This window comes from Siminovitchia fortis, assembly GCF_007681465.1.
Lineage (GTDB): Bacteria > Bacillota > Bacilli > Bacillales > Bacillaceae_C > Siminovitchia > Siminovitchia fortis.
On sequence record NZ_VEKZ01000004.1, the window covers coordinates 60,786 to 76,010 of the forward strand.

At 44.2% G+C, this 15,225-nt stretch carries 13 protein-coding genes; all 13 read left to right on the plus strand.

The window, feature by feature from the left end:
* The first annotated feature begins 46 nt into the window (after positions 1–46).
* Positions 47–1,354: a globin-coupled sensor protein gene (locus FS666_RS02635; protein ID WP_144461024.1), complete on the plus strand. Its 1,308-nt coding sequence runs from the start codon at positions 47–49 to the stop codon at positions 1,352–1,354.
* Between the two features lie 171 nt (positions 1,355–1,525).
* On the plus strand, positions 1,526–3,127 hold the full coding sequence (locus FS666_RS02640) for a methyl-accepting chemotaxis protein (protein ID WP_120075679.1): 1,602 nt from the start codon (positions 1,526–1,528) through the stop codon (positions 3,125–3,127).
* A gap of 293 nt (positions 3,128–3,420) precedes the next feature.
* Positions 3,421–3,864, plus strand: a complete 444-nt coding sequence (locus tag FS666_RS02645; RefSeq protein ID WP_144461023.1) for a chemotaxis protein CheW — start codon at positions 3,421–3,423, stop codon at positions 3,862–3,864.
* 30 nt (positions 3,865–3,894) lie between these two features.
* Positions 3,895–5,481, plus strand: a complete 1,587-nt coding sequence (locus FS666_RS02650) for a methyl-accepting chemotaxis protein (RefSeq protein ID WP_186306481.1) — start codon at positions 3,895–3,897, stop codon at positions 5,479–5,481.
* Positions 5,482–5,522: 41 nt separating this feature from the next.
* On the plus strand, positions 5,523–5,978 hold the full coding sequence (locus FS666_RS02655) for a chemotaxis protein CheW (RefSeq protein WP_244943823.1): 456 nt from the start codon (positions 5,523–5,525) through the stop codon (positions 5,976–5,978).
* Positions 5,979–5,992: 14 nt separating this feature from the next.
* Complete coding sequence (locus tag FS666_RS02660) at positions 5,993–8,074, plus strand: chemotaxis protein CheA (RefSeq protein ID WP_144461021.1); 2,082 nt, start codon at positions 5,993–5,995, stop codon at positions 8,072–8,074.
* A gap of 19 nt (positions 8,075–8,093) precedes the next feature.
* On the plus strand, positions 8,094–8,459 hold the full coding sequence (locus FS666_RS02665; RefSeq protein ID WP_164876413.1) for a response regulator: 366 nt from the start codon (positions 8,094–8,096) through the stop codon (positions 8,457–8,459).
* Between the two features lie 40 nt (positions 8,460–8,499).
* Positions 8,500–9,291: a CheR family methyltransferase gene (locus FS666_RS02670; RefSeq protein WP_144461020.1), complete on the plus strand. Its 792-nt coding sequence runs from the start codon at positions 8,500–8,502 to the stop codon at positions 9,289–9,291.
* A gap of 10 nt (positions 9,292–9,301) precedes the next feature.
* Positions 9,302–10,378 (plus strand): protein-glutamate methylesterase/protein-glutamine glutaminase, encoded by a 1,077-nt coding sequence (locus FS666_RS02675; RefSeq protein WP_144461019.1) that lies wholly within the window; start codon positions 9,302–9,304, stop codon positions 10,376–10,378.
* 119 nt (positions 10,379–10,497) lie between these two features.
* Positions 10,498–12,090 (plus strand): methyl-accepting chemotaxis protein, encoded by a 1,593-nt coding sequence (locus tag FS666_RS02680; protein ID WP_120075694.1) that lies wholly within the window; start codon positions 10,498–10,500, stop codon positions 12,088–12,090.
* A gap of 127 nt (positions 12,091–12,217) precedes the next feature.
* Entirely contained in the window at positions 12,218–13,288 is a 1,071-nt protein-coding gene (locus FS666_RS02685) for a tartrate dehydrogenase (RefSeq protein WP_144461018.1), read from the plus strand.
* Between the two features lie 339 nt (positions 13,289–13,627).
* Complete coding sequence (locus FS666_RS02690; protein ID WP_144461017.1) at positions 13,628–14,140, plus strand: flavin reductase family protein; 513 nt, start codon at positions 13,628–13,630, stop codon at positions 14,138–14,140.
* Between the two features lie 100 nt (positions 14,141–14,240).
* Entirely contained in the window at positions 14,241–14,993 is a 753-nt protein-coding gene (locus FS666_RS02695) for a (S)-benzoin forming benzil reductase (protein ID WP_144461016.1), read from the plus strand.
* Positions 14,994–15,225: the final 232 nt, after the last annotated feature.

Consider the following 15,225-nt stretch of genomic DNA (forward strand, 5'->3'; position numbering starts at 1 on the left):
GAAAAAATATTTTTGAAAACGCAACCGGCTAAGAGGAGGACGAAACATGAGTTTGTTTGGACTGGGCAAGTCAAATAAGAAGAAGGAAGAGAAAAATAACCATAACGAAATCGTAAATACGAAAGTGGGCACTAAAATAGAAGATGCTTCTATATTGGATAAAATCAATATGATTCAACTTACTGAAAAAGATTTGAAGCTCCTCAAAAGCATCCAGCCTTTGGTAGAAGCAAATATCGACAGGCTTGTTGAAGATTTCTATGCAATTGTCATGAAGGTTGATAAATTAAAAGCGATTATTGACAATCATTCCACTGTCGACCGGCTTAGAAAAACATTAAGGGCCCATATTACTGAGATGTTCGATGGGAATATAGATCAAAGTTTTATAAATAAGCGTTTGAAAATTGCGAAGGTCCACTATGTAATCGGGTTGGAACCTTCATGGTATATGGGATCATTTCAAAGCATTCACGATACGATCACTCATTTAACCTTCAAAAATATAAAAGACAGAAGAAAGCTTCAAGCTGTCCTTTCCGCCGTCAATAAAATATTAAGCCTGGAGCAGCAGCTCGTCCTTGAAGCGTACGAGCGGGAAAATATGAAAAAACTAAATGCGCAGTTTGAAGAGGGGAAAGCCTATCTCAAAAACAAAATGACTTCTGTCAGTGAAGGACTGGTTGCCCTGGCCGAACAGACCCAGGCATCTGTTGTTACGTTGAGCACTAACATCCGGGAAGTGAACCAAACGACAACCGAGAGCAGTGAGCAGGCAATCTTGGCTAAAAATTACGCAGATGACGGCCAAAACAAGCTGAGGGAATTGTTGGATAAAATCAGCGTGATGGATAAATATTCAAGGGACATGATCGAAAGCATCCACCGGCTGGGTGAATCTTCCGATAAAATTTCCAGCGTCATTCACATTATTCAGGATATCGCCGAACAGACTAATATATTGGCGCTGAATTCCGCTATTGAAGCGGCAAGGGCCGGAGAACACGGAAGGGGTTTTGCTGTACTTTCCCAGGAAGTGCAAAGCCTTGCTGAACAAACGAAAAATTCCATTTCGCAAATTCATGAACTGATTTCCAATTCCAATCTATATAAAGAACAGGTGATAAAGTCGCTGAAGCATGTGGAAGAAGCGTTGATGTCCGGCATCGCCACTTCTGAGCATACGCATGAGGCTTTTCAAAATATTACCCGGTCCATCCAGCAAAACAGCATGACAAATATGAAAGTGCAGGAACAAATGGACCAGCTCGTTGCGGTTATGAATGAAATTGAAAATGCTTCAGCTATTGTGACGTCATCGGCTGAACAATTGAACGAAGCGGCAATGGCCTAGATTATAGAGGTACGGAATTAATCGGATTGAATCAGAATTCACAATCAAATTATTTTTACCCCTCCTGGGGGTTTTTTTATGGATCGGCTTAAAAGGAATCGAGAAGACATCATAAAATGACAGCCTCCCAAGTGAGGAAATGGAAGAATTTTAAGTAAAGGGTGTTGTAGAATGCGCTGGTTTGTCAATAGAAAAACTTCATTTAAACTTTTATCGTCATTTATTGTCATTGCCATGATCCTTGCAGCGGTAAGTATCTATGCAATGAACAGTATGAAAAAAATCAATATAATCGCTGCGGAGATGTATACTGCTGCATTAAAGCCTATGGAAAATATGGCTAATGCCCAAAATGAACTCCTGCAGTTAAGGATTGGCTGGCGTGACGTCGCATTGGCTGACTCTGATGCTGCAATTGATACAAAGGTAGAAGAAATAAAGAAAATCAGGGAAGATGTTGCAAAAAATATTAAGATTTATACAGATTCCTATGAAACTGAAAGTATCGAGGCACAGCAGGAGGCACAGGAATTTTATAACAGATTCATGTCGGATTTTGAATCATATAACAAAGTTTATGACCAAGCGGTCCAACAAGTTAAAAAAGACCGCAGCAGCTTTCAAAAACTTGATGCTGAGTTGAATGGATATCATGATCGCTTAACTACATATCTTAAAGAGATCTGGGACGTAGATATGTCCATTTCGGAAGATGAGTATCACAACTCTGAAAATAAGTACACCACCACTATGAAAATCATGATTGCCATCGTCATTCTGACACTGGGGATTTGTATCGCCCTCGGTCTTTTCCTCACCAAGATCATTGCCCGCCCTCTCAATGAGATGGCAGAACTGATGGAGAAAGTGGCTGAAGGTGATTTGACTGAAAAGGCTCATATTCAAACGAAGGATGAAGTTGGCATACTCGCCCAATCCGTCAACCATATGATAGATAATTTTAAAGGGATGATCAAAAATATTTTAAACGCCGCGGAAAATCTTTCGGCTTCTTCTGAACAGGTTTCGGCCAGCACCGAAGAGATTGCGAGCGCCAGTGCCAACCAGGCAACATCGGCACAGACCATGAACGAGCTGTTCCGGGAATTATCGGGGGCAATCAATGCGATTGCACAGAATACAGAACAGGCGGCAGAACTTGCGAATCAAACGATTGAAATTGCCCAAGAAGGGGAAAAAGTGGTCCTGTCTTCAGTGGAAGGGGCCAATCTTGTCAGTGAGCAGATGTCCCGTTTGGAGGAAGATTCCAACAGAATTGGGGAAATCATTGAAGTGATCGATGATATTGCGGATCAGACAAATCTTCTTGCCTTGAATGCAGCCATCGAAGCGGCCCGTGCAGGTGAGCAGGGCAGGGGATTTGCGGTAGTTGCAGACGAGGTCCGGAAGCTGGCTGAGCGAAGCGGTGAGGCGACGAAGCAGATTTCATCCATTATTAAAGAAATGCAAGAGGCCACTTTACTGAGTGTCAAATCGGTTGCTGAAGGTGTCACATCAACCCGGCAGTCTGGGGAAGCCTTTGAAAATATCATTAACATGGTGAATGATACAGGCAATAAGGTGACGGAGATTGCAGGTGCCAGTGAGGAACAGACGGCACAATCGGCCGAGGTGTTAACGTTTATTGAGAGCATTTCTGCCGCAACTGAGGAAGCGACGGCAAGCAGCGAGGAGACAGCTGCTACTGCCAATGCATTGATAGAATTGGCAGAGGAATTGAATGCTTCGGTGGCAGCTTTTAAAATCAATTGAAAGTAAAGCCCAGGTCCTGGACCGGGGCTTTCATCTTGTAGCGTTAAAAAAGCTGAAAAGTGAATTTTCAATGACGTATATAAAAAAAATCATGAATATGCCGATAAAGAAGGTATCGGTTATTATTAAATTAGTAATGAAAGAATCCCAATTTTTAACTAAAAATGGACTTGGGTGCATCAAAAGTCCTGCGTGCATCCTGACAAGTTTCGATGATAATGCCGTTTGTCCACCTGATGCAGGATGACGGAGATTTTGACTATCACTACAGCTTTTGAGAGGAGGTTATAACGTTGGGTTCGAAAGATGAACAATACGTCGTATTTGCCATTAACCAAAATCTTTACGCCATTTCTATTCATGATGTTTCGGAGATCATTCGGATGCAGACTGTTAAATGGGTTCCGAATTCGCGTGAGGAGTTTCTGGGTGTCATTCACCTGAGAGAACATATTATTCCCATCATCAGTCTGCACCGCATTTTTTCTGAAGATGAAAAAACAATCGATTCAAAAACAAGAATGATTGTTTTACAGACCAATGGCCAGGAATTCGGATTTGTGGTGGATGAGGTTGACCATGTCATGTTTTTATCTGATGAACATATCAGTCCTGCACCGCACTTATCGCAAAGCGAATGGATCACGGGAGTATACCACCACAATGAAAAAACGATCGCCTTGCTGAATTTACAAACCTTATTGCAGCAGGTTGATGTTCAAAAAGCTTTGGCTTAATACAACTTAATAATGAGGAAGTGTCTAAAAGTGAAATTTTTTAACTGGTATTACAATTTGAAAACAGCAACTAAGATTTTATCGGTTTTTGTTATCATTGCTTTCATTCAGATAGGCGCGAATCTATTCGGATTGAGCAATTTGGGCAAAATGAACAGCAGTATAGATGACATGTATAATGAAAGAATGCAGCCGATGGACTACATATATGATACCAGATTTCTGTTTCAAGAATTGAGAGTCAAGTGGCGTGATGCCAATACGAGTGATTCAAGTGAAACGTTTTTGAATGAGGTCAATGATATCAGGGCAGACATGGAAAAAAATATTGAGACTTACAGTAAATCAGCCCTGACGAATGAACAAAAAAAACTGGTGGATGACTTCTGGCCTGAATGGGCGGCTTTTAATGAAACGTATGACAAGTCTGTCCGTGAAATCATTGACGGAAAAAAAGACATCCAAAGCTATGATGTCTCTGAACTGGATACTCATCAAACGAAGATAATCGGGATGCTCGACCAATTGAAAGAATCAGGCCGCGCTGTTGCCGAACAGGAACATAAAAATGCAGATCATATGTATTCCAGTACAAAAGTGGTCATGATTATTATCCTCACACTTATCTCTCTCTTCAGTATTGTCATGGGCCTGTGGACCTCCAGGGTTATTGTCCGCCCGCTCAGACAGGTCGTCGGCCTAGTTGAACAAGTCGCTGACGGCGATTTGACAGAAACAGCGGACATTCGAACTAAGGACGAAGTTGGAATACTTGCCCGGTCTGTCAATACGATGGTGTTAAATTTGAGGGAAATGGTCCAAAACATATTGGGTGCCGCTGAAAATCTGTCGGCTTCATCAGAACAGGTGTCGGCAAGCACAGAAGAAATTGCCAGTGCGAGCTCTAATCAGGCCAATGCTGTGCAAACTATGAATGAACTGTTCAGGGAATTGTCGGATGCAATCAATGCAGTTGCCCAAAATACGGAACAGGCGGCTGAACTTGCCAATAAAACGATGCAAATTGCGCAGGATGGTGAAAAAGTGGTGCTGTCTTCTGTGGATGGTGCCAATGTTGTAAGTGAGCAAATGGCCAGCCTGGAGCAGGATTCCAACAGAATCGGAGAAATCATTGAGGTTATTGATGACATCGCGGACCAGACAAATCTGTTGGCCTTGAATGCGGCGATAGAAGCAGCACGGGCAGGCGAACAGGGACGCGGATTCGCGGTTGTGGCCGATGAAGTGCGCAAACTGGCGGAACGAAGCGGCGAAGCGACAAAACAAATCACTGCCATTATCAAAGGCATGCAGGAGAATACGGCGCTCAGCGTGAAATCCGTTCAGGAAGGGCTTGCCTACACACGAAAATCAGGCGAAGCTTTTGAAAATATCATTCATATGGTAAATGACACAGGAAATAAAGTGACGGAAATTGCCGGCGCCAGTGAGGAGCAGGCGGCTCAGTCTGCGGAAGTCCTCACGTTTATCGAAAGCATTTCCGCTGCAACCGAGGAAGCGACGGCAAGCAGTGAAGAAACAGCTTCTACAGCACAGTCGCTCACAGACTTGGCAGAGGAATTGAATGCATCGGTTGCGGCTTTTAAAATCAATTGACGTAAATTCACCCCCAATGATTAATTGGGGGTGAACTGTAAATGATGAAAAATATAAAGCAGGTGGGGAATATGGGGGAAGCAAGCCAGGAACAATACGTTGCCATCGGTATCGGTCCCGAGAAATATGCAATCAGGATTCATGATATCGAAGAAATAATACGAATGCAGGATATTACGAAAATACCAAATGTCCAGGCTCATATTAAAGGGGTGATCAACCTTAGGGGAAGGATCATTCCAATTGTCAGCCTGCGCCATCGGTTTGGGCTGAATGAGGAAGAGTATTCAAAAGATACACGCATTGTTGTCGTGAAATATAAAGATGAAATGATCGGTATTGTGGTAGACAATGTCAGCCAGGTGACCACGTTCAGTGATATTCAGCCTCCACCCGAAACGTTCGGGGATGTAAAAGGCTCGTTTTTCTCCGGAATCGGGCATGTGGACGAGGAACTGGTCAGCATACTAAATTTGGATAAAGTTCTCCAGCAATAGGCGGTGAAAAATAGATGGATACATTTGATTTAAGCGAGTTTTTGGGAGTTTTTATAGATGAAGTCGATGAGCAGTTGGATATCATCGACCAGGAGATCCTTGTACTGGAACAAGAGGGTGAATCGCCGGAAGTCATACAGAGGCTATTCCGCGCTGCACATACATTAAAAGGTTCCTCCGCGACAATGGGTTTTGAGGATATGACAAAGCTGACGCATGAAATGGAGCATTTGCTTGACCATGTCCGCAATGGCAGGTTATCAGTCACTCATGATTTGATCAATCTTTTATTCAAGTGCCTGGATGAATTGAAACAGTTGAAGGAAGAAATTGTTTCGGGTCAGGACCCAAGAACGGACATAACACCGCTTATTGAAGAAGTGGAGAGTTTTTCTAGTAGAAAGCAACCGGAGGAGCAGGAAGAGGAAACAGCTTCAAATGAACAGTATTCATCAGAAATTCAAGCGGACATTGATTCATACAGGGAACAGGGACTGCACATTTATGAACTGTCCATCAACATTTCCGCTGAATGTGAAATGAAATCCGTTCGGGCTTTTTTAATTAAAAACCAGCTGGAATCAGCTGGGGCCGATATTATTCAATCTGTACCGGATTTTGATCAGCCGAATAATCAGGAGGAAGATTACGAGAAAATAAAGTTTCTCATTGCGACGCAGCAGAGCAGTTCGGAAATTTCCGGCCTTGTGGAAATGATGACTGATGTGGATCAGGTAGCCGTAAATGACTTTGGACAGGAAGCTGCGGCAAAAGAAGCGGCTGCTGCAACTGGGGCGGAAACTGTGGAAAAAGCCGAAGTGCCAGTCGAACAAGAGAAAAAGGCTGGATCGGCTCCCAAACCCGAACCGCCAAAAGCTGATGGGAAGAAGCCTGCCAAAGGACCGCAGGCGGCCCAAACGATCCGGGTGGATGTCGGGCGCTTGGAGCATCTCATGAATCTGGTGGGGGAACTGGTCATCGATCAAACGAGAATCAGCCAAGTGAGCGGATTGCTTCATAACCGTTATACTGAAGATGATACCGTTGATGATCTGGTGCAAGTTTCCGATCACGTCGCACGAGTGATCGGGGAGCTTCAGGAAAGTGTCATGAAAGTGCGGATGCTCCCGATCAGACAGCTGTTCAGCAGATTCCCGAGAATGGTCCGCGATCTTGCGCAAACGCTGGATAAGGATATAGACCTTGTCATTGAAGGGCAAGAAACGGAATTGGACAGAACAGTCATTGAAAAAATCGGCGACCCTTTGATTCACTTGATTCGAAATGCGGTTGACCATGGGCTCGAATCAAAAGAGGACAGGGCTAAGACAGACAAGCCCCCTAAGGGTGTTTTGCGCATCACCGCCAGCCATGAAGAAAATCAGGTAGTCATCACTGTTGAAGATGACGGTGCAGGAATAGACCCTGATAAAATGAGAGCTTCAGCGGTGAAAAAAGGTGTTATTACTGCCGAGGAAGCTGAGAAGCTGACTGATGATGAAGCAGCCTACCTCATTTTTCGGCCGGGTTTCTCCACAGCCAAAGAAGTGAGCGATGTTTCCGGGCGGGGAGTTGGGATGGACATCGTCCGTAGCCATATCGAAAGCTTGAACGGGATCATTGAGCTTAATACAAAATTGGGTCAAGGCACTTCTTTTAAAATTAAGCTGCCATTGACATTGGCCATCATTACTGGGCTGATCATCAGATTGGCTGACAGGACCTTTATTTTGCCAATGAGCAATGTCGTTGAAATTGTTCGGATTCACCCAGATACGATTCAAACGATCAAAGGCAAATCGATCGTGGTTGTCCGGGAGCAGGTATTGCCTGTTGTCTGGCTCCACGATCTGCTCCAAATTCCGCGGACCGATCCCGGAAACAGGCAGCTGCCGGTTGTGATCGTAGGTGTGGGTGAAAAAAGAATTGCTTTGATCGTTGATGAACTTCAAGGCAACCAGGAGATTGTTGTCAAGTCATTGGGCAAATATGTCGGAAAAATCAACGGAGTTTCCGGAGCTACCATTTTAGGGGACGGACGGGTGGAATTGATACTGGAAGTGGCCGGCATCAACAGAATGATCAATAATGTATAAATTCATAGATTGGAAGTGAATATATATGAAAATCTTAATTGTAGATGATGCAGCGTTTATGCGGATGACTTTGCGGAAAATGCTGGAAGAGTTCGGGCATGAGGTGATCGGAGAGGCTGTTGACGGGAATGACGCTGTGGAAAAATACAAGGAATTGAAACCGGATTTGGTCACGATGGATATCACCATGCCGAATAAGGATGGGATCACTGCTACGAAAGAAATTAAGCAATATGACCCGAATGCGAAAGTTCTTATCTCTTCCGCGATGGGACAGGAATCAATGGTAAAAGAAGCGATCATCGCAGGGGCTGTTGATTTTATTGTAAAGCCGATCAATCCACAAAGGATGATGAACGCGGTAGCCAAGGCAGGAAAGAGCTAAGAGTTATGTTTGAAAAGTAATATAGGCTGAAGGTGAAACAATGCTTGAAGTATTGGATAAAAACCAAGATTACGATTTGTTTATACAGAGAATCAAGAGACAGACAAACATAGACCTGCATGCGTATAAAGAAGACCAGATGAAACGGAGATTGACTTCCTTAAAAAGCAGAAAAGGGTTCCGGACATTTGATGATTTCTACAAAGCGATGATGCAGGATGAAATGCTCTATGAAGAGTTTTTAAACCATATGACAATCAATGTCACAGAGTTTTTTCGCAATCCTTCGCGGTGGAATATTTTAGAAAAGAAGATTATTCCAGAACTTTTGAAGGATAAAAAGAGGATTAAATGCTGGAGTGCCGCCTGCTCTACAGGGGAGGAACCATACAGTCTGGCCATGCTGCTTTCTTCGTTCCTGGACTGGAAAGATATTCGGATATTGGCGACGGACATAAATCAAAAGGTGATTGATCAAGCGAAATCCGGCGTATTCAACACAGGGACGCTGAAAAATCTCTCTCCCCAGTACCGGGAGAAATTTTTTGCCGATCAGGGAAGACAGCATGTGATTTCAGAAGAGGTAAGAAAAAGTGTCCATTTCAAACAGCAGAATCTCCTGTCTGACCCTTTTGAACAGGGATTTGACTTGATTATCTGCCGCAATGTCCTTATTTATTTTACGGATGAAGCGAAAGATTATCTGTTTCATAAGTTCAGCCGGGCATTGAATAAGGGCGGATACCTTTTTGTCGGCGGTTCCGAGCAGATCTTTCAGCCGCAGAGGTACCAGTTGAAAGAAGCGGGCACATTCTTTTACAAAAAGATGTAGGTGAGATGTTATGGGAAAGATTAAGGTCCTTATTGTTGATGACTCCATTTTTATGCGGAAACTTATCGCCGATTTCGTATCAAAGGATGATCGTTTAGATGTCGCTGGGACAGCGAAGAACGGTCGTGAGGCTATCCGGCTGACGGAAGAACTGAATCCTGATGTCATCACAATGGATGTGGAAATGCCTGAAATGGACGGGTTGACAGCACTGCGGCATATTATGCAAAGATTCCCGACTCCAGTTCTCATGGTAAGCTCTTTGACCGAAAAAGGGGCTTATGAGACGATCAAGGCTTTGCAGCTTGGTGCAGTCGATTTTGTTCAAAAACCGTCCGGATCTGTCTCTTTGGACCTGTTCCGGGTAAAGGAAGAACTGATTGCCAAAATCAAGGCGGTCGCAAACGCACCTCTGTCGAAGACAGAACCCCTGGTTCTTAGTGAAGCTGTACAGCCTAAAACAAAACCGGCCATTCAAAAAATAGAAAAACCGCTGAGAGTTGTGACCGGTTTTAAACAGCTGTTTGCCGTTGGGACTTCAACAGGGGGGCCGAAGGCGCTGGAAACAGTCATCACTGGTTTGCCTGCCGGCTTTAAGGATCCTGTTCTTGTCGTACAGCACATGCCGCCAAAATTTACGGAATACCTGGCCAAAAGGCTGGATGGCATTGCAAATGTAAATGTAGTCGAGGCGCAGAACAATCAGGTCATTAGCGGTGGAACCGTTTATATTGCCCCTGGGGATTACCACATGGAAGTACGGCAAAGAGGCAATGAATACAGGATTGTTTTAAATAAAGAAACGCATTGCAACGGGCACCGCCCTTCCGTTGATGTCTTGTATGATTCCGTCAGCAAGCTTGCCGGATTGAAACGCCATTATATCATTATGACAGGAATGGGCGGGGATGGTGCCAAGGGCATGAAAAGGGCAAAAGATTCCGGTGCAGCCGGTTCGACCATTGCTGAGTCCGAAGAGACATGCATCGTTTACGGAATGCCGAAAACGGCTGTCAATCTGGGCTGCGTCGATCATATTCTGCCGTTAAATCGTATTTCTTCCAAAATGATAGAGTTATCGAATTAAGTTACATAACTTGGTCTGCTCTCGGTATTAGCCGGGAGCCTCTCTTTATCATGAATTTTTTCACTTTTGACTTTGTTTGGAATTGTTGCTTTGCATGTTTTAAAAGGGGGGTATGAAGAATGAAGTTTTTTTCGAGGTTCCTGAATTTAAAGACATCATTGAAGTTGATATTCGCTTTTATTCTTATTGCTTGTATCCAGATAGGCGGCGGGCTTTTCTCCGTATATAACATGGGGAAACTGAATGAGAACACGGAGAATATGTATGATGAAAGTCTTCAGCCCATTCAATATTTGAATGAGACGAGATATCTTTTTCAAGAGTTAAAGGTGAACTGGCGCGATATTTTTATCAGCGTCTCCAGCAAAGAAAGGATAAAACTTTTGGATGACGTTAAGGCGGCGAGAGATGATATCAATCGGAACATTGAGCTGTACAGCAAAACTTCATTGAATAAAGAACAGAAAGAATTGCTGGAAAGATTTGAAAGTGAGTTGGAGAAGTATAACAGGGAGTACGACAGATCCATCGATGTCATCATTGAAAATGATACGAAATATTTTAATCAGATGAATCTGAACAAACTGCAAATCGAATTGGGGATCATTATTAATAAATTAATCGAAATCAATGTTGCCGAAGCGGAAAAAGAGAATATAGATTCCGGCCAAACTTATACAATGGTGAAAAATATCACCTTATTCAATATCACGCTGACTTTTATACTATGTATCGTATTCGGAATTCTCATTTCACGCGTCATTTCCAAGCCGCTCAATCAAGTGGTCGGCCTGGTAGAAAAGGTGGCTGACGGCGATTTGACAGAAACGACGGACATCCAAACGAAGGATGAGATCGGAAAATTAGCGCAGTCGGTCAACCGGATGGTCGTCAATTTGAGGGGGATGATTCAAAACATATTGAGTGCTGCTGAAAATCTGTCGGCCTCCTCAGAGCAGGTGTCCGCAAGCACTGTAGAAGTTGCCAGTGCCAGCGCCAATCAGGCGAATGCCGCACAGACGATGAATGAGCTATTCGGAGAATTGTCGGATGCGATTCACTCTGTTGCAAAAAATACGGAGCAGGCAGCAAAGCTTTCAAATGAGACAATCAGAATCGCGCAGGACGGGGAAAAAGTGCTGCTGTCTTCCGTTGAGGGGGCCCATGTTGTCAGTGATCAGATGGGCGATTTGGAACAGGATTCCAATAGAATCGGAGAAATTATCGAAGTGATCGATGATATCGCCGATCAAACGAATCTATTGGCATTGAATGCGGCAATTGAGGCGGCCCGCGCAGGAGAACAGGGAAGAGGTTTCGCTGTTGTGGCCGATGAGGTCCGCAAGCTCGCAGAACGAAGCGGGGAAGCGACAAAGCAGATTACCTCCATTATCAAAGAGATGCAGAATAACACGGCGCTGAGTGTAAAATCGGTACAGGAAGGTCTTGTTTACACACAAAAATCGGGCGAAGCCTTCGAACAAATTATCAAAATGGTAAAGGAAACAGGCAAAAAAGTAACGGAAATAGCAGGTGCCAGTGAGCAGCAGGCGGCCCAGTCGTCAGAGGTTCTGCATTTCATCGAAAGCATTTCGGCTGCGACGGAGGAGGCAACTGCGAGCAGCGAAGAAACCGCTTCCACCGCACAATCATTGACAGAGCTGGCGGAAGAATTGAATGCGTCGGTGGCCAATTTTAAGCTGGGCGACTGATTTCTCCAATATAATAGAACGGCAACAGAAAGAAGGCTTGCTTGCAAAAAGCAAGTCTTTCCCGCTTTATTTTGATAAAATAGAATTGATTGCATACCCCAAATAATAGATGAAAGAGTTGAAGAGGATGGAGACACTGAAAATAGCGGCCATTCCGGGGGATGGAATCGGCCCCGAAGTCATTGCGGAAGGAATCAAAGTTCTGGAAAAAGCTGCTCAGTTGGACGGAAGAGTTCAATTTGAATTTACCTATTTTCCCTGGGGCTGTGAATATTATCTTGAGCATGGCAGAATGATGGATCAAGACGGTATAGACCAGTTGAAGAAATTCGATGCCATTTATTTGGGGGCTGTCGGCTATCCCGGCGTCCCTGACCATATATCCCTTTGGGACCTGCTTTTGCGAATCCGAAAAAGCTTTGATCAATACGTGAATATCCGCCCTATTCAGCTTTTGAATGGAGCGCCTTGTCCCTTGAAAAATGGCAGCAAACAAAAAATCGATATGTTGTTTATCCGGGAAAACAGCGAAGGCGAATATTCGGGGGCAGGAGACTGGCTCTTTAAAGGAAAGCCTGAAGAGGTAGTCCTGCAGACAGGTGTTTTTTCCAGAAAAGGAACTGAGCGGATTATCCGCTATGCCTTTGAAACAGCAAAAGAATCCGGAAAAACGGTGACAAGCATCAGCAAGGCTAACGCACTCAATTATTCCATGGTCTTTTGGGATGAAGTGTTTGAAGAAGTAAGCAAAGAGTATCCTGAAATCCAAACTTATTCGTATCTGGTGGATGCTGCGGCCATGCATATGATCACGGATCCGGAACGCTTCGAAGTCGTAGTCACATCAAATTTATTCGGGGATATTTTAACCGATTTAGGCGCCGCGCTTGCAGGCGGGATGGGGCTTGCTGCCGGTGCGAATATCAATCCTGAAAGGGAATATCCATCCATGTTTGAACCGGTCCACGGATCGGCTCCTGATATCGCCGGGAAAGGGATTGCCAACCCGTTGGCGGCAGTCTGGTCAGCCAGCCAGATGTTTGACTTTTTCGGCTATAATGATTTGGGAGAGAAGCTTTTACAAGCGATAGAAAAACTTTTGGAAGAAAACGAGGTACTTACTCCCGATCTCGGCGGGAATGCTTCCACTTCGGAAGTTGGAGACCGGGTTACCGAAATTTTGAGTGAACTCATATAATTTCCGTTCTTATTAGCGAAAGGCCAATGCCCGCGTATGGGGTTTCCCGGCGTCAGCGGTCACTGGAGACCGGGTCCAATGCCCGCGTATGGGGTTTCCCGGCGTCAGCGGTCACTGAAGACCGGGGCTGATACCCGCAAACGGGGTTTTCTGCTATCCGGGTCATCGGCGTGCGAAAAACGCCCGATTTTAAGTATTTGATCCACTATGCAACCATTTATGAGCATTCTATGAGATCCGAGGGAGCGGCATATTTAAGAAAAGTAGAACGTCCCATTAGGATCGATTTATAAATTTTTAAAAAATGATTGTAACAGAGAAAAAGGAGAGAGAATTTTCATGTCTAAAGAAGAGAAACAGCAATTATTCAAAGAGGCGCTTGGAAACTATCCAACAGGTGTCACGATCGTAACTGCTGCTAAAGAAGATGGAACTCCGGTCGGACTGACCGTTAATTCATTTGCATCTGTATCATTGGATCCTTTGCTTATTTTATGGTCTATCGATCATCGTGTATCATCCAAAGATGCTTTTATCAATGGGGAAAACTTTGCAGTACATATTTTGGCTGCGGACCAGGTTGAGCTTTGCAAGACGTTTGCGACTCCGAATGTCGATCGTTTCAGCAAGTGCAGCTGGAACATGTCCGGGCATAATATTCCAATTATTGATGGGGCTTTCGCTGTTCTTCAATGCAGGCTTTACAAAGCCGTGGAAGCCGGCGACCATACAATCATCATCGGGGAAGTGCTTGATATCGATATTGAAAAACGCGACCCGATGTTGTATCACAGAAGAAATTTCGGCTCCATTCCGGCCCAATTTTATACAGACATTGATGAGAAAAAATGACGGCTATATGGGTTTAGAAGTATTTCTGGAGGTTAAAAGTAAAATTAGAAAAATACCGATCCAGTCAACGCAGTGCTTAAAATGAAAGGATGATGCCAAGATGGACGTCTTTTTTATAACAGGTGCTTCCAGAGGAATCGGCCTTGCTTTAAGTAAGGAGTTTATGGGTAAAAACAACGTGCTTGTCTGCACGGCGCGATCAAAGAACGAAGAGCTTGAGGAGCTTGCAAAACACCACGGCGGCAAACTTGCATTCCTTGAGTTCGATTTGACTGAAACCTCCCGTCTCGAAGAGCTGATGGATTCAATGATTTCCTATGTACCAGAGTTTCCGGGTTCTATTACGCTCATCAATAATGCCGGTGTCATCGAACCGATCGGCCATACAGAGGACAACCCGCCGGCAGCCATCGAGAAAAGCATTGCCGTCAACTTGACTGCGCCGATGATATTGACATCTGCTTTCATCCGAAAGCTTAAGGACAAACATGTGCCAAAACGGGTCGTCAATATTTCTTCAGGCGCCGGACGCCATGCCTATACAGGATGGAGCAGCTACTGTGCCGGAAAGGCAGGGCTTGACCATTATTCCAATGCTGTTGCACTGGAGCAGAAAAAAGAACCGTTCGGTGTGAAAATCGTTTCTGTTGCTCCGGGTATTATTGATACGGATATGCAAAAGGAAATACGTAAAAGCGACAAGCAGGAATTTGAATTGGTCGATCAGTTTATCGAATATAAGAAAAAAGGGCTGCTGAGTTCACCCGAAGAGACAGCGGGCAGGCTTGCACGCCTGATTCAGAGCGATAAACTCTTTGAAATGGATGTCCTTCTTGATTTGCGTAATATCTGATATAGTGCCGATTATAGGAAAAAATCGCCTGCATCTTTATGTGCCGGCGATTTTTTGTTTATTAATAAGTAAAGCATAATTTGCTAAAAATTTTTATTCAAAAAAAGCTATTCTTTGTCCAGCTCCAGCGCCCAGCGACTAGCAAACTTCGCACTCCTCCACTACGATAAGTCAACATCGGCTCCTTCGTCGCCGTGTTTCCTTTATCTCATTGCGGAGTGCTCCAGTTTGT